The organism is Pedobacter namyangjuensis, assembly GCF_003313325.1.
Taxonomy (GTDB): Bacteria; Bacteroidota; Bacteroidia; order Sphingobacteriales; family Sphingobacteriaceae; genus Pedobacter; species Pedobacter namyangjuensis.
Window position 1 is genome coordinate 1,110,545 of record NZ_QMHQ01000001.1, and the last position, 25,160, is coordinate 1,135,704.

The 25,160-nt window shown below is 41.0% G+C and carries 22 protein-coding genes; 13 read left to right on the top strand and 9 right to left on the bottom strand.

Annotated elements, in window-relative coordinates:
- Window positions 1–181: 181 nt before the first annotated feature.
- Window positions 182–1,618 (top strand): RNA repair transcriptional activator RtcR family protein, encoded by a 1,437-nt coding sequence (locus tag DUT69_RS04915; protein ID WP_113651994.1) that lies wholly within the window; start codon window positions 182–184, stop codon window positions 1,616–1,618.
- A 2-nt stretch (window positions 1,619–1,620) separates the two neighbouring features.
- Here the strand turns inward: DUT69_RS04915 and DUT69_RS04920 are convergent, their stop codons facing one another.
- The 3 genes from DUT69_RS04920 to DUT69_RS04930 form a co-directional block, all read right to left on the bottom strand.
- Window positions 1,621–2,622, bottom strand: coding sequence for a hypothetical protein (locus DUT69_RS04920; protein ID WP_113651995.1), 1,002 nt, complete (start codon window positions 2,620–2,622; stop codon window positions 1,621–1,623).
- Between the two features lie 2 nt (window positions 2,623–2,624).
- Complete coding sequence (locus DUT69_RS04925; RefSeq protein WP_113651996.1) at window positions 2,625–4,157, bottom strand: DUF3696 domain-containing protein; 1,533 nt, start codon at window positions 4,155–4,157, stop codon at window positions 2,625–2,627.
- A gap of 73 nt (window positions 4,158–4,230) precedes the next feature.
- Complete coding sequence (locus DUT69_RS04930) at window positions 4,231–4,461, bottom strand: helix-turn-helix domain-containing protein (RefSeq protein WP_113651997.1); 231 nt, start codon at window positions 4,459–4,461, stop codon at window positions 4,231–4,233.
- 1,940 nt (window positions 4,462–6,401) lie between these two features.
- On the opposite strand from DUT69_RS04930, the gene DUT69_RS04935 reads away from it, so the two are divergent.
- The 3 genes from DUT69_RS04935 to DUT69_RS04945 are packed head-to-tail and all read left to right on the top strand — an operon-like array spanning window position 6,402 to window position 12,231.
- Window positions 6,402–9,593, top strand: coding sequence for a SusC/RagA family TonB-linked outer membrane protein (locus DUT69_RS04935; RefSeq protein WP_113651998.1), 3,192 nt, complete (start codon window positions 6,402–6,404; stop codon window positions 9,591–9,593).
- An 8-nt stretch (window positions 9,594–9,601) separates the two neighbouring features.
- Window positions 9,602–10,951 (top strand): RagB/SusD family nutrient uptake outer membrane protein, encoded by a 1,350-nt coding sequence (locus tag DUT69_RS04940; RefSeq protein WP_113651999.1) that lies wholly within the window; start codon window positions 9,602–9,604, stop codon window positions 10,949–10,951.
- An 11-nt stretch (window positions 10,952–10,962) separates the two neighbouring features.
- Window positions 10,963–12,231, top strand: a complete 1,269-nt coding sequence (locus tag DUT69_RS04945; protein WP_162796178.1) for a TlpA family protein disulfide reductase — start codon at window positions 10,963–10,965, stop codon at window positions 12,229–12,231.
- A gap of 27 nt (window positions 12,232–12,258) precedes the next feature.
- Here DUT69_RS04945 and DUT69_RS04950 read toward each other — a convergent pair whose 3' ends face one another.
- From DUT69_RS04950 to DUT69_RS04975, 5 genes are all read right to left on the bottom strand, one after another.
- Entirely contained in the window at window positions 12,259–12,609 is a 351-nt protein-coding gene (locus DUT69_RS04950; protein WP_113652001.1) for a DUF6520 family protein, read from the bottom strand.
- A 164-nt stretch (window positions 12,610–12,773) separates the two neighbouring features.
- The gene (locus tag DUT69_RS04955; RefSeq protein ID WP_113652002.1) at window positions 12,774–13,205 is read right to left on the bottom strand and encodes a MauE/DoxX family redox-associated membrane protein; all 432 of its coding nucleotides are present in this window, start codon (window positions 13,203–13,205) and stop codon (window positions 12,774–12,776) included.
- Window positions 13,206–13,300: 95 nt separating this feature from the next.
- A complete protein-coding gene (locus DUT69_RS04960) occupies window positions 13,301–13,864 on the bottom strand; it encodes a cyclic nucleotide-binding domain-containing protein (protein ID WP_113652003.1) in 564 nt (187 codons plus the stop codon).
- Window positions 13,861–14,253 (bottom strand): hypothetical protein, encoded by a 393-nt coding sequence (locus tag DUT69_RS04965; protein ID WP_162796179.1) that lies wholly within the window; start codon window positions 14,251–14,253, stop codon window positions 13,861–13,863. The genes DUT69_RS04960 and DUT69_RS04965 overlap by 4 nt, the downstream gene beginning before the upstream one ends.
- Before the next feature lie 421 nt (window positions 14,254–14,674).
- Window positions 14,675–15,058 carry a hypothetical protein gene (locus DUT69_RS04975; protein ID WP_113652006.1) on the bottom strand — a complete coding sequence of 128 codons (384 nt, stop codon included), beginning with the start codon at window positions 15,056–15,058 and terminating at the stop codon, window positions 14,675–14,677.
- A 187-nt stretch (window positions 15,059–15,245) separates the two neighbouring features.
- Here DUT69_RS04975 and DUT69_RS04980 point away from each other — a divergent pair, with 187 nt between their 5' ends.
- Window positions 15,246–16,151 (top strand): LytTR family transcriptional regulator DNA-binding domain-containing protein, encoded by a 906-nt coding sequence (locus DUT69_RS04980; protein ID WP_113652007.1) that lies wholly within the window; start codon window positions 15,246–15,248, stop codon window positions 16,149–16,151.
- Here DUT69_RS04980 and DUT69_RS04985 read toward each other — a convergent pair.
- Window positions 16,148–16,330 carry a hypothetical protein gene (locus DUT69_RS04985; RefSeq protein WP_113652008.1) on the bottom strand — a complete coding sequence of 61 codons (183 nt, stop codon included), beginning with the start codon at window positions 16,328–16,330 and terminating at the stop codon, window positions 16,148–16,150. The genes DUT69_RS04980 and DUT69_RS04985 overlap by 4 nt on opposite strands.
- 494 nt (window positions 16,331–16,824) lie before the next feature.
- Here DUT69_RS04985 and DUT69_RS04990 point away from each other — a divergent pair, with 494 nt between their 5' ends.
- The 8 genes from DUT69_RS04990 to DUT69_RS19170 all read left to right on the top strand — a co-directional run bounded on the left by DUT69_RS04990 (window position 16,825) and on the right by DUT69_RS19170 (window position 25,160).
- Window positions 16,825–17,463, top strand: a complete 639-nt coding sequence (locus DUT69_RS04990) for a DUF6266 family protein (protein WP_113652009.1) — start codon at window positions 16,825–16,827, stop codon at window positions 17,461–17,463.
- A complete protein-coding gene (locus DUT69_RS04995; protein WP_113652010.1) occupies window positions 17,460–18,629 on the top strand; it encodes a hypothetical protein in 1,170 nt (389 codons plus the stop codon). The genes DUT69_RS04990 and DUT69_RS04995 overlap by 4 nt, the downstream gene beginning before the upstream one ends.
- 227 nt (window positions 18,630–18,856) lie before the next feature.
- Window positions 18,857–19,504 (top strand): DUF6266 family protein, encoded by a 648-nt coding sequence (locus DUT69_RS05000; protein ID WP_113652011.1) that lies wholly within the window; start codon window positions 18,857–18,859, stop codon window positions 19,502–19,504.
- A gap of 58 nt (window positions 19,505–19,562) precedes the next feature.
- Window positions 19,563–19,949, top strand: a complete 387-nt coding sequence (locus DUT69_RS19165; protein ID WP_162796180.1) for a hypothetical protein — start codon at window positions 19,563–19,565, stop codon at window positions 19,947–19,949.
- Window positions 19,868–20,644, top strand: a complete 777-nt coding sequence (locus DUT69_RS19425) for a C40 family peptidase (protein WP_240186663.1) — start codon at window positions 19,868–19,870, stop codon at window positions 20,642–20,644. Before DUT69_RS19165 ends, DUT69_RS19425 begins: the two co-directional genes overlap by 82 nt.
- A 65-nt stretch (window positions 20,645–20,709) precedes the next feature.
- Entirely contained in the window at window positions 20,710–21,102 is a 393-nt protein-coding gene (locus DUT69_RS05015; RefSeq protein ID WP_162796181.1) for a hypothetical protein, read from the top strand.
- 177 nt (window positions 21,103–21,279) lie between these two features.
- The gene (gene msrA / locus DUT69_RS05020) at window positions 21,280–21,768 is read left to right on the top strand and encodes a peptide-methionine (S)-S-oxide reductase MsrA (RefSeq protein ID WP_113652014.1); all 489 of its coding nucleotides are present in this window, start codon (window positions 21,280–21,282) and stop codon (window positions 21,766–21,768) included.
- A gap of 278 nt (window positions 21,769–22,046) precedes the next feature.
- Window positions 22,047–25,160 (top strand): collagen-like protein, encoded by a 3,114-nt coding sequence (locus DUT69_RS19170; RefSeq protein WP_162796182.1) that lies wholly within the window; start codon window positions 22,047–22,049, stop codon window positions 25,158–25,160.

Below are 25,160 nucleotides of genomic sequence, written 5' to 3' on the forward strand. Positions count from 1 at the left end.
AGCTCTTCTTTACGAATTGCCCTGTGCCAGCGTCTCGTTATATTGTTGTTTGCTTTGCCATTCTTCGTATATATTATGCCTTGGTAATGGCTAATGTTGTGCCAATTGAAATATTACTGTTTATTTGGTGTTTTTGTTATATTTGATGTCAATATTTGATTTTTAGTTATCAATAAATGATATGAAAATACTAGTGTCTTGGGTTGCAATGATGCATGATTTCCAAAGGGAAATAAGTGATAGAGGAAATAAAATTAATTATGATGGTCCAACCTTTAATTTTCATAAGGATTTTTTTAAGCACGAAAAGCACATTGTCTTAGTGAATACGAAGGATGAATTAGACCCTAAAATTTCACTCTTACTTTCAGAGCTAAGAAAAGAACATCCTGGACGTAATATTGAACCTCGATATATCGATATTTTGGACGTAATAGATATGGCAGAGATTAGGAGTAAAGTGGAAGGGCTCTTGTTAAGAGATTTTAAAAATGAGGAAATAGATATTTTCTTTTCTCCCGGTACATCTGCTATGCAAATAGCTTGGTATCTCATTCATGAGTCGCAAATATTAAACACGAATCTCTTTCAGGTAAGACCAAAGGGTTATTCAAAATCAGGTAAAGCTGAACTATTGGATATAAAGGTCTCAAAATCTAATACGCCTAGTAGCAGTATAATAAAGGAGGAGCAAGCTGGTAAGCACATAGAAAATTATAAAATCACAAAGTCATTAGAGCCGATATATAAAAGGGCATCTTTAATTGCAAATGCCGATGCAGTAACTACCTTAATTTATGGAGATAGTGGCACGGGGAAAGAGCACTTAGCTCGATATATACACGAAGAATCTGCCCGTAGTGGGAGAGAATTTATTGCGATTAATTGTTCGGCCTTTACAGACGAGCTATTAGAGTCTCGTTTGCTTGGACATAAAAAAGGTACATTTACTGGAGCGATTGATAATCACATGGGTTTTTTTGAATCTGCAAAAGGAGGTACTGTTTTTTTAGATGAGATAGGTGATATATCACCATATATGCAACAGCTGCTATTGCGAGTAATACAAGAGAAAAAGATTTTGCCTATTGGTGAAAATAAAGAACGAAAAATAGATGTGCGTATCATTGCGGCAACAAATAAAGACTTAACGAAATTATGTGGGGAAGATAAATTTAGGTGGGACCTATATTACAGACTTGCAGTAACTGAGCTGAATTTGCCACCATTGATAGAAAGAGAGAACTCAGAACGTAAGGAGCTACTTGATTACTTTCTGATGAAGAAAAAGGAGCTGTTTAAACGAAGCAAGAAACTATCGGTATCAAAGGGTGCTTTACAAGTAATATTAAATTATCCCTTTCCTGGTAATGTTAGAGAGTTGGAAAATCTTGTAGAAAGTCTTTATGTGTTTAATGAAGTGGAAGTGAATAAAACTGATCTTCCAGAACGTATTTTAAGCCCAGCAGATGAAAGTAAGATGGATTTGAATTCAATTGAAAAAGCTCATGTTGAAAAAGTTTTGAAAATGGTTAAAAGTAATGCAGAGGCTTGTAGAATACTCGGAATTACAATAAATACATTGAAAGCTAAAATGAAATTATATGAATTGGTTTGATTTTAGGTTAATAATGGGTTATTTTTGTGAGGGAAATATGTGTCGCTATATTTTTCATCTCCATTAGGTTCTAAATTAACCTTGGTTAGATATAGTTTTAAATCAGCTATATCTTTTTCGAAAAATTCTCTATTGTTCCCACAAAAAGTAAATTTACTTTTTACGGTTGCGACTGCGCTGACTTGTCCATTTTTTTTAAAATAATTAAAACTGTTGTCGGAATTTATTTTCATATAATCAGTCACAATAAATCTAGCGTGAAATCCCTCCAAGTCTCGAGGATATAGAGCCTTTAGGTGCCTAATTATATTTATGGTAATATCGCTGTCTAAATATTGTGATATCTTTTCAATGTAATCGCCTAATTTGTAGCCAACTTTAATTTCTGATATTAATGTCAAATTCACTTTTTGATTACTTTTACGAGTATTTAAAAGGTTTTTTATTAAAGGGATACAGCTTAAACCGACCTCGTTGGGAGATATGTTTTTAAGGAGAAATTTGTCAAAAATTATTGCGTTTTTAAACGTATGACTAAACCTTGCAAATTTATCCCATCTATCTATTTTATTTTCGTCTGAGATCAGGGATGACTGAGTAACCATAAATTCATTGCCTTTTCTCATATTTAACGGTGATGCCCAAGAGCTTTTTAAATCTTTATTAGAGATAAAAATTTGTCCGTACTTCTCTGTTAAAATTTTTGATTGTTTTTTTTCTAATGTAGTGAAAAAAATAGTTCTTGTACTGTTAGCTAGAATGTTGTCTTCACTGAGCAGGTTTTTTTTAAAACTTATTGAAATGAATTTATCCATCAAACTTTCAAATGCAGGATTGTCTATGCATAATTGTTTGTATTCATCCAACGAATCTATGTCACATATTAAATTGTATCCATTACAATCTTTCATGAGGAACTGTTGCAAATCTTTTGCAATTTCACAGTCATTGTTCGGATCTTCAAAAAGGTCTTCTAAGAATTTTTTCTCTAAAACTAGATTCATCTTTAAACAGTTTTCTTTTTTAAAAGTTCAAATTTTAAATTAGTTGCCTCGTCAAAAAAGCCCTCGCCAAATTCATCACTTAATGAACCATTATGATTAATGGATATCTTTGTTACTTGCTTTTGTTTTTCAGAAACTTTCTCTGGATTTATGAAGTAATAAATAGCTGTTTCCTCTTTTTCTACTATCTTTTCAGCAGTGAGTATTTGCATTTTTCTAATTAAATATTCACTATGTGTCTCAACAATAAATCTAATTTCGAAAGTATTTAGAGAATCAACCAAAAGATCTGCTAAAATGGATTGTAATTTAGGGTGTAGATTTGTTTCGGGTTCTTCCAAGAGCATTAATTTTTTTACAATACGAGTCGTCTCATCGCGTCTTCTTATTGGCTGTTCCATAGCAATTCTTAGAAGAATAGGGATAACCTGCGTAACGCCATATCCTAAGTCTGCTAAGGCTATTTCATTCTTTCCACTAACAAGATATATTGATGTTGCTACCCCCTCAATGTTCTTGAAAATAATTTTTTCAGCTATTTCAAGCTTTTTTAACCATTTATTTAGAAAAGCAGTAGCCTCCTTGCTAATATCTCTAGACTTGAAATCTAATATCAAGTCGTTAAAAGAAGTACCTTGGGAGTCGTTCGTGTATAATCTTTTAGTATTGGCACGAACAGCTTCTAAATACTCTGTATTATCTAAAAGTGCCGAAAAATCTTTCAGAATTCTTTGTAACGGGAGTTTGAATAGAAAGTCATGTCTATTCAAACCTAATTCATTAGAAACCTTTCCTCCTCTAAGGTCCTTTGTAAATTGTTCGAATAGTTTCCCAAATATTAATATTGGCTCGTCATAAAACTGTGCTCCAGTACTTTCTAATATTTTGAATTTTGATGGAGTGTAATACGTTTTTACCTTATCCTGTTTTGTAAATTTAAACTCATCAGGTAGCAATCTTTTAAAGAAGAGATTTCGCAATATTTTATTTTTTCTAATTAACTCCAAATTAAACTTCATGCTATGGGAAAGACTTTCATCTTTCGCTATTGTCAAATTTAGAAACGGTTCTTTATCTTCATATTGGTATAGTGAAATTTCAGATATTTTTCCACTGGTATCAACTTTTCTATATCCCAATCTAATTTTAATTTTCTCATGGTCTTTACTATCTAATTCATGTAGAATATGGAACACACTTCGTCTTGTTGTAATTGGTTCTTTCATGAAAGTTGACGACATAAATCCTATGTTGTCTGATACATTTGAAGTCAATGTAAAATATATCTCCTCTTTTTCGTCTTTTATTTTATTTCTTGTGGCTTCGAAACTTCCCAAATTATGATCTTTACCAGAAAAATCTAACACTTGTAAACTACTGTTGTGATTGCTTTTGAGTAAGAGTAAAGATTTGAAGATGGAACTCTTACCAGATGAGTTAGGGCCAGTTAAAAAAGTTAAAGGGTGTATATCCAGAGAAAACTCTTCATTAAATACACGAAACTTATTTAAGGTAATGTTTTCTAAGTGAGCCATAATATGATATGATATGTTTTGTTTTTAAAATTTTTATATTAAGTGGGGGATACGATCGTCTATATATCTATTTCTAATCTTTTTTAATAGGTAGAAAAAACTTCTTCACATCCACATTTAATCCCTCTGCAATATCTAATAACGTCGAAAACATAAAGTTTTCTTTTCCGTTCTCTATCAAGCTTATTTTAGTTCGGTCGCCAGAAAATTTATTAGCTAACTCTTGTTGGGTTAATTTTGCTTTTTTCCTATAAGTTTTAATATTTGAACCTACAAGCCTGAATATTTTCTCGTGTTTTTCCATATTTTTGAAAAAATATTTGTTGGACTATTGCAACATTTACTATTTATTATTACATTTGTTATCAGTTAATTATAGCGACAAATTGAGTAGGGCTTAGCTTTACTTTTTACGATGTCACTCATAACAGAAAACCGCTAATTTTCCCTATGAGTTGATCGTGAGCTCGCTTTCTATTGGTTTTTATATCTTTGTGATATTATCCAATAGGGCGGGTCTCATTTTCGGCTTTGGGGAGACTTAACTTCGGTTAAGTAATTGGTTCTTAGCGGTACCACTGTCAAAGCTTTGAGGCTCGCCTTATTGGTTCTTAACCAATTCGGTTTTTCTTCCTTTGCTTTACGGGTACACATCGTTTTACATAACCAAATAATACCGTATGAAAACGAAAAAATTAAGCACCGCCATTTACCGTCACCTCCAGGAGGTGGGGCATGGGTATTCCCAATCCATTATTATAAAGAACAAAATTTGTTCTCCTACCTAGTACGTACAGGAAATTCCAAATAAAAGAGGCCAATAAAAAAAGAGGTTGCTTGAGAGCGCAATCAATTCTTTAGGTCGGTATTTTGTTTGGTACCAGTCCTTGTGTTTGAGCAAAAGGTTGTACTATCATAGGATGTCGCAAACCTAAGGTAAGAATCTTTTCATGAAAAACAAATTATGGTTTTCCGTAATCTGCCCCTAAAGGGTGGCAAGGGCTGGTTATTGTTAAAATATTTTTCAACAACTAGCCGGATGGTTGGTTTTCTAGAGTGATTTGAGGTAGACGATGGCGAAAATATTCCTCCCCCTTACCCCCTCCAGAGGGGGACATGGCTTGTGCATAAAAACGCTGACATTGCTAAGCACGCAGGACGGCCTTCGTATCCTGGCAAGGAGCATAGTTAATTGTTTAAGAGATGAATTTCTCTCGAGTAAAATCAGCGAAATGGAGAAGTGGAGGTGCTTTCGACCGTAACGGCTCATTTTGCGGTTAAAAACAATTGACGTATGATCCGCAGATAGGAAACGACAGCCTTGATGTTATGCTTTGTTTGCTTATGTTTTTATAGGTAAGCATGCTTTCGCAAGCTCAGGTTTGCTTCTTTTCTATCAAGAGAAAAGAAGGAGCCACGCGGTGGCGGTGAACCGAGGCAAGGCGGTTTGGGGGACTGATGTTAACGTTTATCGCATTACGATGCCCAGTCACTTGTCCCGAATTCACTTCGGGAAGCTGAGCATGACGTAGAATACGGGCAGATCCCTCGGAACTCGGGATGGCAAAGTCCGAAAGAGGTAATTGAATTATTGAAGAGATTGCTTCGGCTCGCTCAAACCTAGGCCTTGCAATAACGTGGTTGTGTTAGAATGTTGCTAAGCACAAAGGACGGCTTAGTAAGTATGGATTAATCATTGGCAGAAGCACTGTTTCGGCGTTCTACTAAACCCCGCCCTTGGCCAGCTCGGTTAAACAGAACTAGCCAACGCACAAACTTTGAAAGAGCTGGGCGCAGGCGGCAGTTTTTGTTGCTTTTGTCGGTACAAAAGAAGGAGCCCCTCAACGGCGGTGAGTTGAGGCAAGGTAGTGAGAGGGAAGTGTTAGCATAGTAGGCAGATCCCTCGGAACTCGGGATGACAAAGTCCAAAAAGGAATGATAAAGATTAAATAAAAAATTATGAATCACAACACTTATCCCTTTAACCGGCTATACGCCTTGAAACCTAAAAATCCTGTTTAGGATGATATAAAGCGGGAGCCTAAATTTAGGTTAATAAAATGGTTAATAATCACAGCCTTGGTTTATCGGATGGTAGTAAAGGCTTGGCTTCCGCTTCCGCCTTTTGGCGGTATTAGAGAGATCAACATTCCTATAATCCTAATTACTGAAAAAATAACGATTTAATCGTAGGGGCAGCGCTATGCCCAAAATTTCCAATCAACAAACCAAAACAAACCACCAATGAAAAAATATTTGTACATCATGCTTAGCCTGCTGTTCTACGCTTATGCGGTAGGAGCGCAGGAGAAATTTAAGGGCAGGGTAGTAGATGCCCAAAGTAAGGAACCTTTAGCTGGCGTGCTCATCAGAGTAAACAAACCCGAAAAAACCATACTTGCCGATAATAACGGCTTTTTTGAACTGAACCTGCCAAACGGCACATACCAATTGCAAATCCAATACCTCGGCTATTCAAATAAGATCTTAGACATTACATTTCCCCTTACCGAAGCCTTAGTCGTTAGACTCGAGGCCAATACCCAAGAATTGGAAACCGTGCAGATTGTGAGCACAGGCTACCAGCAAATTTCCAAAGAGCGTGCAACGGGCAGTTTTACTGTTGTAGACCAAAAAACACTGGAACGATCTTTTTCGCCAAACATCTTAGGTAGGCTGGACGGTATTGCGCCTGGTCTGTTATTCGATAAAAGGAGAGGCCAAGAGAATAGAATCCAGATCAGAGGGCTTTACACCTTAACGGAAGGCTTGGCACAGCCTTTAATTGTATTGGACGATTTTCCTTTTGAGGGCGATATCAACGACATCAATCCGAACGACATCGAGAACGTAACGGTTCTACGGGATGCAGCTGCTGCATCAATTTGGGGCGCAAGAGCAGGTAACGGTGTAATTGTGCTTAGCACCAAAAAGGGAAAGCAGCAGCAACCAAGAATAAGCTATAACGCATCGGTTAACCTAAATGCCAAGCCCCAATTGGGCGGGCTGGATGTAATGCCCACTTCCGAATATATAGACATGGAACGCTGGCTTTTCGATAAAGGCTATCGGCTGTCCGACACGGCAAACCGGCAGATGCCTGCCCTTACTCCGGTTTATGAAATCCTGCTTAAACAACGTAAGGGACAACTGAGTGTCGCTGACGCCAACCAGGCGATAGATGCCCTGCGCAATTTGGATGTGCGTAACGATTACCTGCAGCATTATTACCGAACCGCAGTTCTGCAGCAGCATAACGCCAGCATTGCGGGAGGTTCAGAAAAGATGCAGTTTTTTTATGCCTTAGGCTATAACCGCCAGCTGGATAACTTGGTAGGCAACCAAAACCAAAGGTTTAACGTGAGGGCCAACCATACTTTTAACCTATCAAAGCGCCTAACGCTTCAATTGCATTCGAGCATGGTGCTGCAGAACGGCACCAACAATAACCCGGGAGGCTATGGCCAATTAAACGTAAACGGCAGGCAGCTCTATCCCTATGCCACGTTCAAAGATGCAAATGGAAACGCAAATGAATTGGATATCTATTACAGAAAAGCCTTCGCCGATACCTTAGGTAGTGGCAGGTTACCTTCCGTTAAATACAGCCCCTTGGGCGAATTGCAGGCCAGAGACCTGCGCCAAGAGAGCCAATATATTTTAGCCGGAGCAGCCATGGGCTACCAATTGCCTCACGGCCTTAAGGTTGATGTTCGCTACCAATATCATTACCGCAGCAACAATAGCGAAAACAACCAGGGCTTGGGCACATTTTACACTAGGCGGCTAATTACGCAATTTGCACAGCTAAGAGCCAATGGGGTAAATTATCCAGTGCCCTTAGGTGCTATTCTCGATCGCTCAGCTGGCTTGGAAGAAGGACATTCGTTACGTGGGCAATTGAGCTTCAATAAGGTTTGGAGCAAACATCGGATTGATGCTTTGGCGGGGGCGGAGCTTAGGCATTTGAGTTCTACGAGCCAGGGCTACAGGTTATATGGTTACGATGATCTGCTGAACAGTGCCAATGTAGATTTTATAAATCCCTACCCAACTTTTGTTGGCAGTACGGCAATTATCCCACTTGGGGCAGGCGATGGGCAGACGACTGACCGTTTCGTGTCTATGTTCGCTAATGCTTCCTATACGCTAATGGGTAGGTACATTGCATCTTTTAGTGCAAGGAGGGATGCTTCCAACCTTTTCGGTGTAAACATCAACCAAAAATGGAAGCCACTGTGGTCGGCGGGGCTCAAATGGCAATTGACCGAGGAGGATTTTATGAAATTGCCATGGCTAGGGCAGTTGAGCCTTCGTGCCAGCTACGGCTTTAGCGGCAATCTCGATCCGGCGGTTACTGCACTTACTATTATCTCATTAAATAGTGCCAGTTCACAAATTACCAATACACCTTACGCTTCCCTCAACGGAGCGCCAAACCCCAATTTGAGGTGGGAGCAGGTGAGAACCTTTAACCTGGGCTTGGATTTCAGCCTGCTCAAAAGCCGCTTGCAGGGCAGCCTTGATTTTTACCGTAAAAAATCTACCGATGTGCTGGGACGTGAAACCTTAGATCCAACCACTGGAATCGCTTCTTTCAGAACCAACTCTGCTAACTTGGTGGGTGGCGGATTGGAGCTGCAGCTCAACGGCCTTTTGCTCAATCGAGGCGCATTCAATTGGCGCAGCAATTTAAATATCAGCTACGAGCAGTACAAGGTGAGCAAATATCTTTCTACCGTTGCATTTGACAATGCCTATGTGAGCGATGGCGCTAGCATAAGTCCGCTGGTAGGCTACAATCCTTACCTTATCGTTAGCCATGCTTGGGCAGGGCTGTCGCCCAACAATGGTGATCCGCAAGGTTACCTCAGTGGACAGCTAAGCACCGATTATGTGGCATTGTTCAGAAATGAACTAAGCCAGCAAATAATTGCAGGCCCCGCCCTGCCTCCGATGTTCGGCAATATGCTGCAGCAATTTACCTATGGTAAGCTGTCGCTATCTGCAAACCTAACTTTTAGGTTAGGGCATTATTTTAGGCGTTCGGCCTTGCAGTATGGGGCACTCTTTGCCAATGGTGCCATGCACAGCGATTACCTCTTGCGTTGGCAGCAGCCTGGTGACGAGTTGAGCACCAGTGTGCCTTCCATAAGTTATCCCATCAGCACCAATAGAGATTCATTTTACAAAAACGCTTCGGTTACGGTTGCATCGGCCAGCCATATTAAGTTGCAGGATGTACGTTTGGGCTACACCGTTGAAAATAGGTTTCTAGCCAAACTAGGCCTTGCAGAGTTACATGTTTTTGCCATGGCCGACAACCTTAATGTAATGTTATGGAAAGCCAACAAGTTTGGTCTCGATCCGCAATATCCCAATGGTATAAGGCCCAAAGCCACTATGGCAATGGGCTTAAAAGTTGAATTTAAATAAAACCAGAAATGAAAAAAATCATATATAGCCTATGTGGCTTATTGCTGATGTTGACCAGCTGCGAAAAGTATTTGGATGTTAAGCCAGATGCAAAATTGGCCGTGCCCAGTTCGGCTGCCGATTTAAGAATGATATTGGATAATTACACGCTGATGAACAACGGCCATCCTATAATGCCCGAAGTAATGAGCGACAATTATTATGTTGCCCAAACTGACTGGAAAGGGCTGAGTAGCGAAGTGGCTAGAAATCTATATTTGTGGCAGAGAGATGAGAATAATTTTAACGACTGGAACCTGCCCTACAAGAGTATATTCTATACCAATGTGGTATTGGACGAACTCAAGAAAATTGATGCCAACCAATTAACTGCTGAGCATAAATCATTAAAGGGCGCAGCGCTTTGCCTTCAGGCGCATTATTACTATGTGCTAGCACAGGTATTTGCGCAACCCTTAGAGCTTGGCGTAACTAACCCTTACGGTTTGCCGTTGCGGGAGGATTCGGATTTTAACAAGCCGGTCATCAGGCAAAGTGTGCATGAGACCTATCAGAAAATCGTTGAATTGTTGCAACAGTCTATTCCATTGTTGCCTATACAGGAAAAACTTAAAACCCGACCAACAAAGGCCATGGCTTATGGTATTTTAGGCAGAACCTATCTGCTAACTGGCGATTATGGTAAGGCTGCACTGTATGCCGACTCTGCCTTGCAGTTGCAAAGCAGTTTAATGGACTTTAATCTGTTGAATGCTGCAGCTGCAGCACCTGTAGGCAGGTTCAATTCCGAAGTGGTTTTTCATGCCCGATCGCTATCAACGCCTATTCTCGGACCTGCTATTGCTCGGATTGATACTTTGCTTTATGCCAGTTATCACGAAAACGATCTGCGTAAAAAAGTATATTTTAGAGAGATGGCTGCGGGCAGATATGCATTCAAGGCCGACTATGATGGGAGCGGCTCGAGCTCCGGCTATGCGTTTTGGGGTTTGGCAACAGACGAACTTTATCTAATTGCAGCCGAATGCGAGGCACGGATTGGAAACGTTGGCAAAGCCATGCAATTATTAAATACCTTACTACAAAGTCGGTTTAAAAAAGGAACATTTATACCCCTAACAGCGGGTAATGTAAAAGAAGCTGTAGGCTTAGTGTTAAACGAGCGTAGAAAGGAATTACTGTTTAGGGGTACTAGATGGTCGGACATGCGCCGACTAAGTGGCGATCCGGATTATGGCGTTCTTCCTATGCGCAAGTTCGGTACGGAAACCTACACGCTACAGCCACGCAGCAAGCGTTACACCGTAGCCCTCCCCTCAACGATAGTTAACATTAGTAATCTTCCTCAAAATCCATAAAAATGATCACCATGAGAATAACTTTAGTTGTACTGCTTGCCATCTCTCTTTTAGGTGCAGACAGTGCTTTGAGCCAATACCGCAAGATTGAAATTGGCGAAGCATTAGGCGAAATTTCCTTCGACCAGGTTCTTAACAGTAAAAAGCCAATCATCACCCATCAAGATTTTAAAGAGAAGGTAGTAATCTTCAGCTTTTGGTCTACCTATTGTAGTACCTGCATTGCGGATATGCCCAAGATGGAAGCCTTGCAACGCAAATTTGGTAATCAATTGATGATCCTCTTGATTTCAGACCAGCCAAGGGCGCAGATTGAAGAATTTTGGAAACGTAATCACATTACCAAAACCATTAGTCTGCCTACTGTTGTTGAAGATGAAAGGATGCAGCAGCATTTTGAACATTTGGGGGTGCCCTATGAGGTTTGGCTCGATCCTAAAGGGATTGTAAGGGGAAAAACTACGGGGCAATATGTAAATGAAAAGAATATACAAGCCTTATTGGACGGTAAAAAAGTAGATTGGCCGGTTAAGAAGGACCTGCAGGCTAAGTACGATTTCAAAAAACCGATGTTGCAGAATACCTTAGAGCAGGAAAACGAGCGTAGGTCTAAATATATCGTTTCAATCTTGCCGAGCATAAAAGGCATCATCCAAAAGTTTGCTTCGGGGCATATCAAGGATAGCTTAACTCAAACGGGCAGGTTCTATGCAATTAACTATTCAATTCTGGATCTTTATCGCTCCGTACTTTCTTCCAATCCATCTATGGGGAATGCAAGAAACAGAATCTTGGTTAAGTCAAAAGACAGCTCGCGGTTCTTCTACGACAGAGAAAAGACCTATCTTGAAGACTGGCGTGAGCAACATAATTTTTGTTTGGAAGTTGTATATCCATTAACAAGCCCTTGGAAACAAATGCAAGGCAAACTGCTTGCAGATTTGAATATGGCTTTTAATCTTGATGGCCGCATGGAAAAAACCGAAGTAGACTGCTGGATAATTGAGAAAATGAAAGATGCAAAACAGGAGCCTCAAGTCGACTCCGGAAAGCTTCAGCGAACTGTTTTCGGAGACATTGCCACATTGGTGAATGCGGTAAACTACCAAACAGACCATATTCCCTTATTGGATGAATCAGGTGTACATGATCTGCTGCGGATACAGCTCTCAAATGGATTTAACAGTTTTGAAGATCTGAAAGCGGATCTTCGCCGTTATGGATTGGATTTAAAACGGGGAAAGAGAATGTTAGACATGTTTGTACTTATTGAACAATAAAAAGGGGCGATATTCGCCCCTCTTTTTTTAGTTTTTAATCGCTAGATAAGCTGGATCTACCTGCGGGCTTGGATCGAAATAGTCGTCAATAGCTGTGGCTACAGATCCAGAAATGTCTGGTTGTCCAGCATCTACTGTGGCTCTAATCGCACAAAGATCTTCACTGCCTTCGCACGCTGGCAGTTCGTTTAAATCCAGCATGGTATAATTGCCGGGCTGTTTTGCATCGGTAACATTGGTTGGATGATCGCTTGCCGTGTAAACGAACCATCTTTCTTCTTGTGCACTTGCTACAGATTTAAAAGCACTTTGCGTAAAAACTAAACCAATGCCTAATACTAAGGCAAGTAGTGGCATGAAATTTTTTAATGTTTTCATTGTTAATGAATGCTATTTTGCACTTGAAAAAGCAGACGAAAAAGTTAGGTTGATAAATTAGCTTGCACAGAGACCCTTGGTCACTGCATTGCTTCCATTGTAAAGAAGCGATATCTGCCATTTTGGTAGGCTAACACCCTAAGCTTTACTTCCTGGAAGCTCGCTTAATTTGAATTTCTGGTAATTTGTAACTTGGTGCCTAAAAGGCTTAGGCTTAAGAAGAATAGGTTGAACCATAAGTGCGCTTCCCAGCCCAACACGCTGAGCGCACCGCCACAACTGCAAGGTACCTTGTCGTAAAAACCTACCAACACGAGCCCTACATAACCTGTAAATGCAAACATTAGGATGCTAGAAAGCAAAAGACCGCTGAACCGGGTTTTGGCGAAGAGCAGTAGCCCAGTAGCTGAGATTTCGATGCCCGGGATAAACCAAAGCAGCATTTTTGCGGTAGGGGTACTAAAGTTTTGATAGTGGATCTGTAATTTAAATTCGTTTAGGTTGCTAAGCTTGCTTAAAGCTGTATAAGCCCATAACAATACGAGGAGGAAAACAATGCTATCAAGTAGGTAATTGTTATATTTTAAACTGGCCATTTCTAATTCCGATTGGTACAACCAAATTTAGCTGGCGAATGGAGAGCTAAAATTATCCCGTGGGATATATAAAAAATAGCCTAGAAAAAGAGGGACTATATAAAGCTATTATAGCCAGCCATAAATTTGCTATAGGTTACTTTTAAATAATTTGCAATATCCTTTTTCTTTAAAAAAGGCAGGGCGGTTTTGTATCTTGAAAGAAACAGGCTTATCCTGTTGCGCACCAATCTTTCCTCCAATATCCGCACTTGAAAGCCAACTCCCTCATCATAAGATGAACATAAAGTGTCATATATGATCTTCAGCTCGCTATAGGATTGATACAACTTTCGCAAATCTTCAAAACTCCAGTGGTATACCGTTGTTGCCATGCAGGCCTTAAGGTAATGATGGCTATTATATTTACGGGTGATCAAGCTTTGACCAGTAGGTAGAAAATTAACAATAGATGGGGTTTTGCGTTCGTGGGAATCGTACTCTTTGAGCAAACCCTCGGCAATATATGCCAAAGTACCTTCTTTTCGAATAAAGCTTTCGTTGGCTTTAAGTTTAGTGGCTTGCGTCAAATCTAAAATCATGGCCCATGCTTCTGGCCTTAAAGCACCCAAACTTTGGATTTTCAGCTTTAACTGAAGTAAATGTTGCTCGTCTGTCATGGCTCTTTAAGTTTGCGTAGTGGCGCTACCTTGGCTTCAAACACTTGATCGATTTCATCATTTGCCTTATGCAATTTCTGGCAAACCGAAGCTATTTTTGCTTCGATAGTACTCATCTCGGTTGTAAGGCTGCTTTTTCTAAGTGGGGCATCCTCTTTGATTTGCACAATTTGCGCTTCAATAAAAGTATTGTCTGGATGGTAATTGAAATCCTTGCTCACTTCATTGATGTGATGATAAATGAGACTTAATGATCTTCCGCCTAGTTCCTTTATTCCACCGGTGAAGCGATCAAAATCCGCCAAGGTAAATATTCCTAGTTCAAATAGTAGCTTTTTCTTGTTGTGTGCAAGGCCTAAGCCTTTGGAAGCAATCAGAAAGCCGGCCAAGATTCTTGTTTTTGTTTTTTTTGATCTTTCTGCTGTGCGAACTGATAGGGAACATCTAATATTGAATTGAGTCTGTCTATTTCAAATTGTATGCTGTAGCGCCTGTTATTTAGTTTTCTATGTAGGGAAAAGCTAGGATGACGGTTAAAATAACAAACGGCATCGTTGTAGCTTTGCCGCAACTCTCGTTCTTCATCTTTTAGTACCCTCTTTTTTTTGATCAGAGCGTGGAGCACGAGCCATAGCAGTACCCTTGATGTTGTATTGTATATCCAGTTATTTTTGGATACAATAGGTAGATATATTTTCATTCTTGGTGGTCTATTTAGGCTTATCATAGGTTTTTGTCATAAGTTAACTGAGCCCTACCAGCTAGCGCCGTCTGGTAGGGCTTTTTTCGAAATAGGGATGATTTCATGGCTTAGCTTTGATAATAGATTTGGATGTGAAGCTCGCCTTCCACAACCATGTTTCCATTGTTGCCAGCAGTTACGGTAAAACTGCTTTTAGGTTTAATTACCTTGCCCGATTCCTCATCGTCGCTCGGCTCGCCCTTGGCCAAGCTAATTGGCAAACGGTTGTTTACGGCAAAGGAAGTTTGGGTTTCGAGAAAGTAGATGCATCGCTGATCGATCTGGTCCATGAATGTCATCTGAGGCAGGGTCAGCTCAAAATGTTTATACATCCAGCCTTTAAAGTTGAGCACAATGGCATCGGCCTCTAGCTGCAGCAATGCATCGTCTAGGGCGTACAGTTCTGCCTGCAGGCTTTCGAAGCCCGCCTGCGTAAAAGGTTTTTTCTGCATAAATTAAAATATTTAGGTTAATAATCCCGGTTGCTTTTACGCTACCGCTTAAATTTATAATGCCAAATTATAGCCATTGGAGCAAGCAAACAAGCTATTTTGCCAGCTAAGACTACCAACGATACCAAAAAAACTACCAGCGATACTTAATATTTTAAAACTTATAGCTATATTGGTTTTGACTAAAATGGAGCTGCAACCTAAACTCGATATACCACCAATCAGGTATCTTGGACGTTGGCCAAGGTGGGGCCTGGCTATGATAGCTGGCGTGCTGATGGTTTACCTTAGCGAACCCGGCAGCTGGGCAGACCTGCATCTGTATGATGGTTTTGAACTTGCGATTGCGGTAAGTTGTGCCATCGCTATTTTGCTCAGCAAAGCGGTTAACTATCTTAGCATCTGGTTGGATGAAAAGTATGATTGGGATGAAAAGCCGGTTTGGCGTTTTGTGCTCCAGTTTTTATTTGGCTTTCTTTTGCCAATTGGCTTTGCTGTATTTGCCATGTGGTACTATTTTCATGCAAATGGCTTGTCTTTATCCAAAACCACCTATTTTACAAGGATATTTGGGGTCTCATGCTTATTGTTAATCGGCGCCAACGCCTATTATCCTGTCCATTTTATCCTGCAAACAAGGCATAGGCTAAAGAAGGCCATCGAACGCGAGATGTTGGCCAGGGAAAAAGCCGTTTTAGATTCATCGGCCGAAGCAGATCAAACCTTGCCCGAGGTAATGCCGGTTTCAATGCCCCTAATACTGCCCGAATGCTATCAAGTGCAGGATATTCTATTAATAAAAAGCATAGACAGGAAACTGTTCAGCTATAGCAAAGCGGGAGAAAAGCTGCAATGGCCAATTACCATAAACCGTTCCATAGAAACGCTGCCACAGGATGATTTCTTTAAAATAAACAAATCTGCCATCGTACATCGGAACAATATTATCCAGGCCAGGTACAGCAGTTCCAAATGTATCGAACTGCTATTGCATCAGCCTACCGGCGAAACTATTCTGGTAAGCCAGAGGAGCAGTGCCAAATTCTGCAAATGGTACAAACTAAAGGTACTTCCTGCAAAGCCTAAAAATTAACGCAACCTAATCAGGTTTACATCTATGCCGAGATAATCTGCCAGCTCCTGCTTGGTTACAAACTGATGCTTCTTCTTGTTAAGCAGTAACTTAAGTTCTTGCAGCAGCTTCTGCGAGTAACGATCTCCCATGCCCGTAATACGGGCTATATCCTTCGGGAAAACACATAGTCTTTCCATATTGTCGAGTTTTAATACTGCAACAAATAGGTGGCGCATAGCGTGCCGGCATGGCACGGAACCTGTTTTTACAGCAGGTAAATGATAACCTAAGCTAAGTTTTTATCTGCAATAATCAAAATCCCATCCCTGCGCATAATGTGCGTAAATGCGCACCAAAAGTATTAACGTCGTGAAATCTGTACCAATGCGTAGCAGACGAATCAGCTCTATGTAACCCATAGCAGTCTTGCTTAAATTACATTCGAACACTTAGTTGAAACACGAGGATTGGTACAGTTGAGATATAGAATTTCTCCTGTTCAGTACTATAACTAATAGGGCATTGCTAGGGCCCTGCTAGGTGCCAGCTAGGGGACTGCTTCGGCCAAATCGGTGAAAAACAGCTTTGAGGCAGGCTTGAGGTTGATTTCAGCACATTTTTCCCTAGCTATTTTCCTCAAGGGCGATTTATAGGGCATTTGTAAATAAAAACTTAAAAAAATAGATACGTTATGGCAACAATTAAAAAAGGAATTATGGGCGCACTGTCTGGCACGGTTGGTCCGGTAGTGGGGGCTACCTGGAAAAATATCCCTTACGTAAGAATTAAAGCAGTAAAGCATGATAAAAAGCGACCGCCCTCGCCAGCCCAATTGGCAAATCAGCAGAAATTCAAGTTTATGAATGCCTGGCTGGAACCTTTCCATCCCTATGTAACTATTGGTTTTGCAAACCTATCTGCAGGCAGAACTGAATTGAATACGGCGTTTAAGATCAACTACCACGAGGCATTGGAAACAACCGCCAATGGTTTAGCGATTAATTACGAGCGGGTTTGCCTGAGCAGGGGCAACTTATCAGGTTTGATTTTGGCACAGGTGGAAAGGATACAACCAAATACCATTGTTCTCAATTGGAATCAGCAAGGTGGCATAACCGCTTACAACGACCAGTTAATGCTGGTAGTTTATAGTCCTGTGCTTAAGCTGGCGGATGGCTGTATCGGCTTGGCTAAGAGGAGCGACGGGAAGCTGGATTTTACGTTTAATCCAAAGTTGGGTGGGCAAAGCTTGGAGCTGTACCTAAGTATGGTTAGCCTAAACCGGAAAAGGGTTAGCAATAGCCAATATCTAGGGAGGATGGAGCCATGATAGGAAAACAATTAACGGCACTCAGAAAGCTGGCAGGCAGCTTGCCTGCCTTAGGCTTGGATGGTTCGGACCAGGCGACTCTGTCCTTGCAAAAACATCAGCAACAATTGTTGCAACTGGAACAGGAAATTGTTGCAGGGCTGGATCTTTTGGTGGCAAGCCGGCAAAGGGAGGCGGCCTTAAGGAGGCAACATAGGCATCTGCAAAACAGTTGCCAATTGCTGTTAGGATTTTTAGTGGAGGATGAATGGCAAACACAGCCGCTAAAACCTTATACGCTGGCTAATGAGGCAATGCTGCTACGGTTGCTCGATTTCCAGTATCAGGCGCATGGTAATTATTTTAATGAGCATAACAGCGCCCCCTTACTTTACCAGACTAGGTGTCTAGCTAAAATGCAGGCGCAACAACTCTTGTTAGCGGCTGGCTTTAAACGTAAAAAACTGCCACAGCGTTTGCAGGAAATTTTGCTAGGCCTTTTTGCTGATACTGATTTGGCAAATGGATATAGCTATGCACAAATGCACTATTTAGGGGATCTGCAAACCAGGATAATTAACTATGCCCATAAGGTATCCGATGAAGAATTTGAAAACTCATTGCTTGCTTACCTCATTTACCAGAATCTTAATTATGCCCCTTTGATCAGGTATATTCAGGAAAACCTGGAAATTCAGCTTTCGGCCATCTATAACTTGAAGGAACAATTTGTGTTTTTGTCCCAGCGTGAAAAGTACTTCGCCTGCCTACTTGAAAATAAAAACACTGCCTTTGATTTTGGAAAGGATAGCGCCAAAGAACAACTTTTAGCCTACGTTAACGCCTGCATGGTTTACTACAATAGGATTCAACAACCTGCACAACTGGTACAACCGTCTAACAGCCCAGCTTTTGGGCATTACCGTGTAAAACTGAGTATCGGCGCCGACGGCTTGGCCTATCTGTTGCGTTTGCTGATAGAGGCAGGGGTACTGGAGGCAGAGCCCCGTTCCAAATTGTTGCAGTTTGTAGCCCGGCATTTTCAAACCGCAGGTATCGGCGACCAGTTGCTTTCTGCAAATAGTCTTACAACAAAGTACAAGCAGGTCGTGCAACGTACGGCACTTAACGTCCGATCACTATTAAAAAAGATGACGAAAATTGTGGAAGCGAACTTTGATTGCTAACATTTTCTAACAAAAAATAAATTGCAAATATCGGCTTTGCAAGTCTTGGAGCGAGTTATTTAATTATTTTTTGCCTGTAGTACCGTACCCTAGGTACTGCCAAGACTTAATGTCTTTTGCGCTATTTGTATCATGCTTTGCCACTGTTGCCAGAGATACACCGGGAATTTCACATCGGACAGCAAGGCATTAGTTAACAAATTTCACAACCTAAATCCTTTAAAAAAATGGGACTTATTAAACAGGGAATCCTAGGTGGGTTCAGAAAAAAAACGGGAACAGTAGTAGGAGCCTACTGGCGTAAGCTTGATGTAATCAGGGCACTGCCCCGAAACAGTGGTAAGGGCGCCACGCAACTGCAGATTAATCAGCAACTTAAGTTCGGTTTGGTTACTTCTTTTTTAAGCAATATTAGTGGTTTGATAGATATTGGGTTTAAAACCCCTAATTCTACGAGCACGCCCATGAACCAGGCCGTGTCTTACCACTTAAAAGAAGCTATCATTGGTATAGAACCTGATTTCGAACTCGATCTAAGCAAGGTGGTTTTTAGTCGTGGTAAACTAGACTTGCCTTTAGAAGTTGTTGTGGCTTTTGCTGGCGCTGCGGTTGCAAGCTTAACTTGGCCTCATACCGAAACAGACGACAAATATGTCGACGCTACGGATGTAATCCATGTGCTGGCCTACAACCCAGATAAAAAGAAATTCATCAGGGTTTCTAATGCAGCCACGCGTTCGGCTATGTCTTACAACTTGCAGCTGCCTGCAAATTTTGTTGGCGATAATTTGCACCTGTACGTTGCGTTCGGTTCTACCAAGCAAAAGATGCTACAGTCTGAAACTCTTTATCTGGGTAGTTCGGTAGTTGTCTAATTAATCATCATGCGCCCCTTAGCTTGTGTGGCTGGGGCGCTTTTTAAAAGAAAAAATCATGAAAACAATAAAATTATGGCTGCCTAAACTGGCGGTTAATCCTTCAACGCTCAAAGCAATCTCAGCTATGGTAATTTTGGCACTGGCCTTAACTATAGCATGGTTGTCTATGCCGTATCTTACTAGGTCGATAGACCAATATGCCGGTTTAATTGATCCGGGAGTATGGCAATTGCTATTGCTGGCCTGCATTTCCTTTATCACGATGCTCGCCTTAGCGATGCTGATTTTTAACTGGCTCATCCGTTCTAACAATTTACCTTCAATTAACACGATGGTTTTACATTTTAAAGCATTCAACTCATGGCAACAATTCGTATTCTATTGGGCATCATTTGCCTTACTTTTGCTGACGGCTTTGTTAAGCCTGGTAGCGATTTTTTAGAAAGGTTTAGGGTGGAGGGTTTAGGGCTTAAAGTTGACGAACAACGATTTTGGGACGAAGGTTGGGAAGTTGGGAAGTTGAAAAGTTGGAATGTTTCAAAACGAACAACCAAGGCCGAGGAAGGCCTAGGATTTAAGTTTAAACATGTAAAACTCTCAAACTCAATCTTAACCTCAAAACGAACAACGAAAGACGGAAAACGACTAGCGAAAGACGAGCAACGAATCGCGAAACAGGTAATAGATTATAGGCAACAGATTATCGCTATTGCAAAATCTCAGGTAGGTATTCGAGAAGCTACTGCCAATAACGATGGAGTTGATGTTGAGAAATATTTGGCCTATACCGGCAATCAAAAAGGAGATCCTTGGTGCGCCAGTTTTGTTAGTTGGGTATTTGGAAAAGCAGGTTACCATCAGCCAAAATCTGCTTGGAGTCCAGACTTATTTCCAAAGAAGAGGCAAGCCCAAGAGCCAACAATAGCTATGGTGTTCGGTATTTACTATCCTAAACTAAAACGTATTGCACATTGTGGCTTGGTAAGCAAGCTAAATGGAAACTGGGTTTACACCATTGAGGGTAATACAAATGTTTCTGGAAGCAGGGAAGGTGATGGCGTTTACCAAAGGATTAGACATAAACGGATCATTAAAGTTTACGCCGACTGGCTGAAAGAGAACGGAGGTAGCAGATGAGAATCTGGATTTATATCTTTTTGATTATAAGCTTTAGTGCTTGCAGTCTGCGTAAAAAAGACGTAGTGAAAAACACTGTTATCGATAAAAATTTTTTGAAACAAGAGAATAGCGAAGTTATCACTTTGCAACAAAATATAGGAACCGTCGATAGTAGCCAAGCTAACATTTTGTTGACTATTAAACCGAAGGGTGTATTTTCTTACTCGTTTAGTGATGGTTTTTTAGGTGAAGCAGAGATACTTAACATAACCGCAAACAAAAGGAGTATTAATAAATCTAAAATAGAAAGCGATTTTAGAAGAAAGAACAGGTTGAGTTTGAGTAAGAACACTCAGCTACGGCAAAAGAACGTTGAAAAGCAAATTCTTGCTAAAAACTTTAGTTGGTGGTGGCCAGTATCACTAGCATTAATAGCTTTAATTTTCTTTTTCGGAAAAAGATACAAGTTTTTTTAGAACCGAATAATAAAACGATGTAAAAGTCGTCTTAATATGGAGAGCGTTAATTTAGATAAACGGGAGCTATCAGCACGGATGGTTCCCGTTTTTCTTTTTTTGACTTTTTGATGGTTTGCTCCCTTAAACATTTACAGTATTTGATTGTATCTTTATAGTATATAATTTATTGTAAACATGAGTGAAGAAAAAGCAATTTTAGCAGGTGGATGTTTTTGGGGAGTTGAAGAATTAATTCGTCATCAACCAGGTATTTTATCGACTGTCGTTGGCTATACGGGTGGGGATGTGCCGAACGCTACGTATAGAAACCACGGGACACATGCAGAAGGAATAGCCATTACTTTTGACCCTGCGGTTATTAGTTACAGGAAATTATTGGAATATTTTTTTCTAATCCACGATCCAACTACCCGTAATAGACAAGGGAATGATATAGGTACTTCCTATCGCTCTGCTATATTTTACCTAAATGCAGCGCAAAAGGAAATTGCTGAACAGTTAATCGCAGAAATGGATGCTTCTGGTAAATGGCCTGGAAAAATTGTTACAGAGGTTGTAGAAGCCGGGGATTTCTGGGATGCGGAAGAAGAACACCGAGATTATTTACAGAAACATCCGTATGGTTACACTTGCCATTTTGAGCGACCAGATTGGAAATTGTAAAGAATAGCTTTGCTTTAATCTTAAGTGAATAAGCGCTATATAATGCCCAGATATTCTGGGCATTTTTTTTGCCATAAAAACAAAATTTTCACAATTATTAATACACCCCACATGACAAATTTTTCACAGTTTGGGGAAAATTCACCACAGTTGTTTATTGGGCTAATAAAGAATAATTGGTTTTTAATGCTGTTTAAGGGCTAATTTTAGGATAGGCATCATATTGGTTTTGGGTGTATGCGAAATAGAGGCATTCATCAAAATCAGCGCCTATAAATATGAGAAATTTTACTAAACAATTTGTATTATTCATAACCCTTTTAACCCTTGCAACGGAAGTTAATGCTCAGGTAAAAATTGGGGAAAATCCGACAACAATAAACAAAGCTTCTCTTTTGGAGTTGGAACATGCAAATAAAGGTTTGCTTTTTCCAAGAGTTAATTTAACCAATACGACTACATGGAGTTTGACTTCTGGGAGTACTCCTGTAGCCGGGATGATGGTTTATAATATAAAAACCATTGCCAGCGGTTTTTCGGGAACTGCTAGTTATCCAGCAATAGCCGGAGATGGTACAGGTATTTACTATTGGGATGGCAACGGATGGGTTGCGGCAAAAGGAGTGCAAGGGGCTGATGGAAAGTCGGTTACTGGCGCTGCTGGTGCGCCTGGTGCAACAACTCCGGGCAATGCAGGCGACACCTATATCAATACCCTTACGGGCGATACCTATATCAAACAAGGCAATACTTGGGTATTGAACGGAAATATTAGGGGTGCCAAAGGCGATACTGGTACTAATGGTACAAATGGTTTGGATGGTAAATCTGTAACTGGCGCTCCGGGTAATCCTGGTGCAACAACTCCGGGCAATACGGGCGATACTTATATTAATACTACCACGGGTGAAACTTTCGTTTATAATGGAACTACTTGGGTTTCCAACGGTAGCATCAAAGGTCCTAAAGGCGATACTGGTACAAATGGTTTGGATGGTAAATCTGTAACTGGCGCTCCTGGTAATCCTGGTGCAACAACTCCTGGCAATACGGGTGATACTTATATCAACACTACTACAGGTGAAACTTTCGTTTACAACGGAACTACTTGGGTTTCTAACGGAAACATCAAAGGCCCGAAAGGGGATACTGGAACAGATGGTAAATCTGTAACTGGCGCTCCTGGTAATCCTGGTGCAACAACTCCGGGCAATACGGGTGATACTTATATTAATACTACTACGGGTGAAACTTTTGTTTATAATGGAACTACTTGGGTTTCTAACGGTAGCATCAAAGGCCCTAAAGGCGATACAGGTACTAACGGTACAAACGGTGCGGATGGTAAATCTGTAACTGGCGCTCCGGGTAATCCTGGTGCAACAACTCCGGGCAATACTGGTGATACTTATATTAACACTACTACAGGTGAAACTTTTGTTTACAACGGAACAACTTGGGTTTCTAACGGTAACATTAAAGGCCCTAAAGGCGATACTGGAACAAATGGTTTGGATGGTAAATCTGTAACAGGTGCTCCTGGTAATCCTGGCGCAACAACTCCGGGTAATACGGGTGATACTTATATCAACACTACTACAGGTGAAACTTTCGTTTACAACGGCACGACTTGGGTTTCTAACGGAAATATCAAAGGCCCTAAAGGTGATACAGGTACAAATGGTTTGGATGGTAAATCTGTAACAGGTGCTCCTGGTAATCCTGGTACAACAACTCCGGGTAATGCAGGTGATACTTATATCAACACTACTACAGGTGAAACTTTTGTTTACAACGGCACGGCTTGGGTTTCTAACGGAAATATCAAAGGCCCTAAAGGCGATACCGGTGCTCAAGGTCCAAAAGGCGATACTGGTACAAACGGTACATCTGTAACCAGCGGTACAACTTTGCCGGCAAGTGGAGCTACTGGCGATACTTTTATCAATACAAACACTGGTGAGACTTTTGTTTACAACGGAACAACTTGGGTTTCTAACGGAAACATCAAAGGCCCTAAAGGAGACACAGGTTCGCAAGGTCTTAAAGGTGACACTGGTGCAACTGGACCCAAAGGGGATACTGGAGCACAAGGATTGCAAGGTTTGAAAGGTGATACTGGTGCAGTTGGCGCTACGGGTGCCACTGGTCCAAAAGGGGATACTGGAACACAAGGATTGCAAGGTTTAAAAGGTGAAACTGGTGCTACTGGTCCAAAAGGGGATACTGGAGCACAAGGATTGCAAGGTCTTAAAGGTGAAACTGGTGCTACTGGTCCAAAAGGAGATACTGGAGCACAAGGATTGCAAGGGTTGAAAGGTGATACTGGCGCAGTTGGCGCTACAGGTGCTACTGGTCCAAAAGGGGATACAGGTACTCAGGGGTTGCAAGGTCTTAAAGGTGAAACTGGTGCTACTGGTCCAAAAGGCGATACTGGAGCACAAGGATTGCAAGGGTTGAAAGGTGATACTGGTGCAGTTGGCGCTACTGGTGCTACTGGTCCAAAAGGGGATACTGGATCACAAGGATTGCAAGGTCTTAAAGGTGAAACTGGTGCAGTTGGCGCTACGGGTGCCACTGGACCAAAAGGGGATACAGGAACTCAGGGGTTGCAAGGTCTTAAGGGTGACACTGGTGCAACTGGACCCAAAGGGGATACTGGATCACAGGGATTGCAAGGTTTGAAAGGTGATACTGGTGCAGTTGGCGCTACAGGTGCTACTGGTCCAAAAGGAGATACTGGTACTCAGGGATTGCAAGGTCTTAAGGGTGACACTGGTGCCACTGGTCCCAAAGGAGATACAGGAGCACAAGGATTGCAAGGTCCGAAAGGAGATACTGGAACTAAAGGATCTGATGACATCACAGCCAATAATGGGTTAACTAAGACAACTACAAATATCCAACTAGGTGGTGCATTAGTGAAGTCGACAGTGATAACTACTGGGGGTAGTGCAAATACATTAGCCGTTGCGGGTTTACAAACTGTCACTCCAGCATCCGCTGATAAAATTGTTATTGCAGATGCAAATGGTGTTCTAAAACAAGCTATAGCATTTATGCCATCGTTTTTTTACATGCCTTCGGTAGTTATACCCACAGCAGCTGACCAATTCGTTGCCGAACCAGGTGTTTCAGGTGAATCATTTGGTACTATCAATTTGCATGGGCGCTACGCCAAGCAATTCGGTACGCCAGTAGTGAGCAGTACAGGTGCGCCTGCTTTGCCTGTTTTAACAAATACTCAATTAAATTATTATATTACATGGTATGATACCAATGTTTTTCAAAATGTAACCGTATCTGCAACTGGTATATTAAGTTATACGATTAAAGCAAATGCTGATGTTTCAGTTGGTTCGTTTATGAATATTGTTTTTGGAGTAAAATAA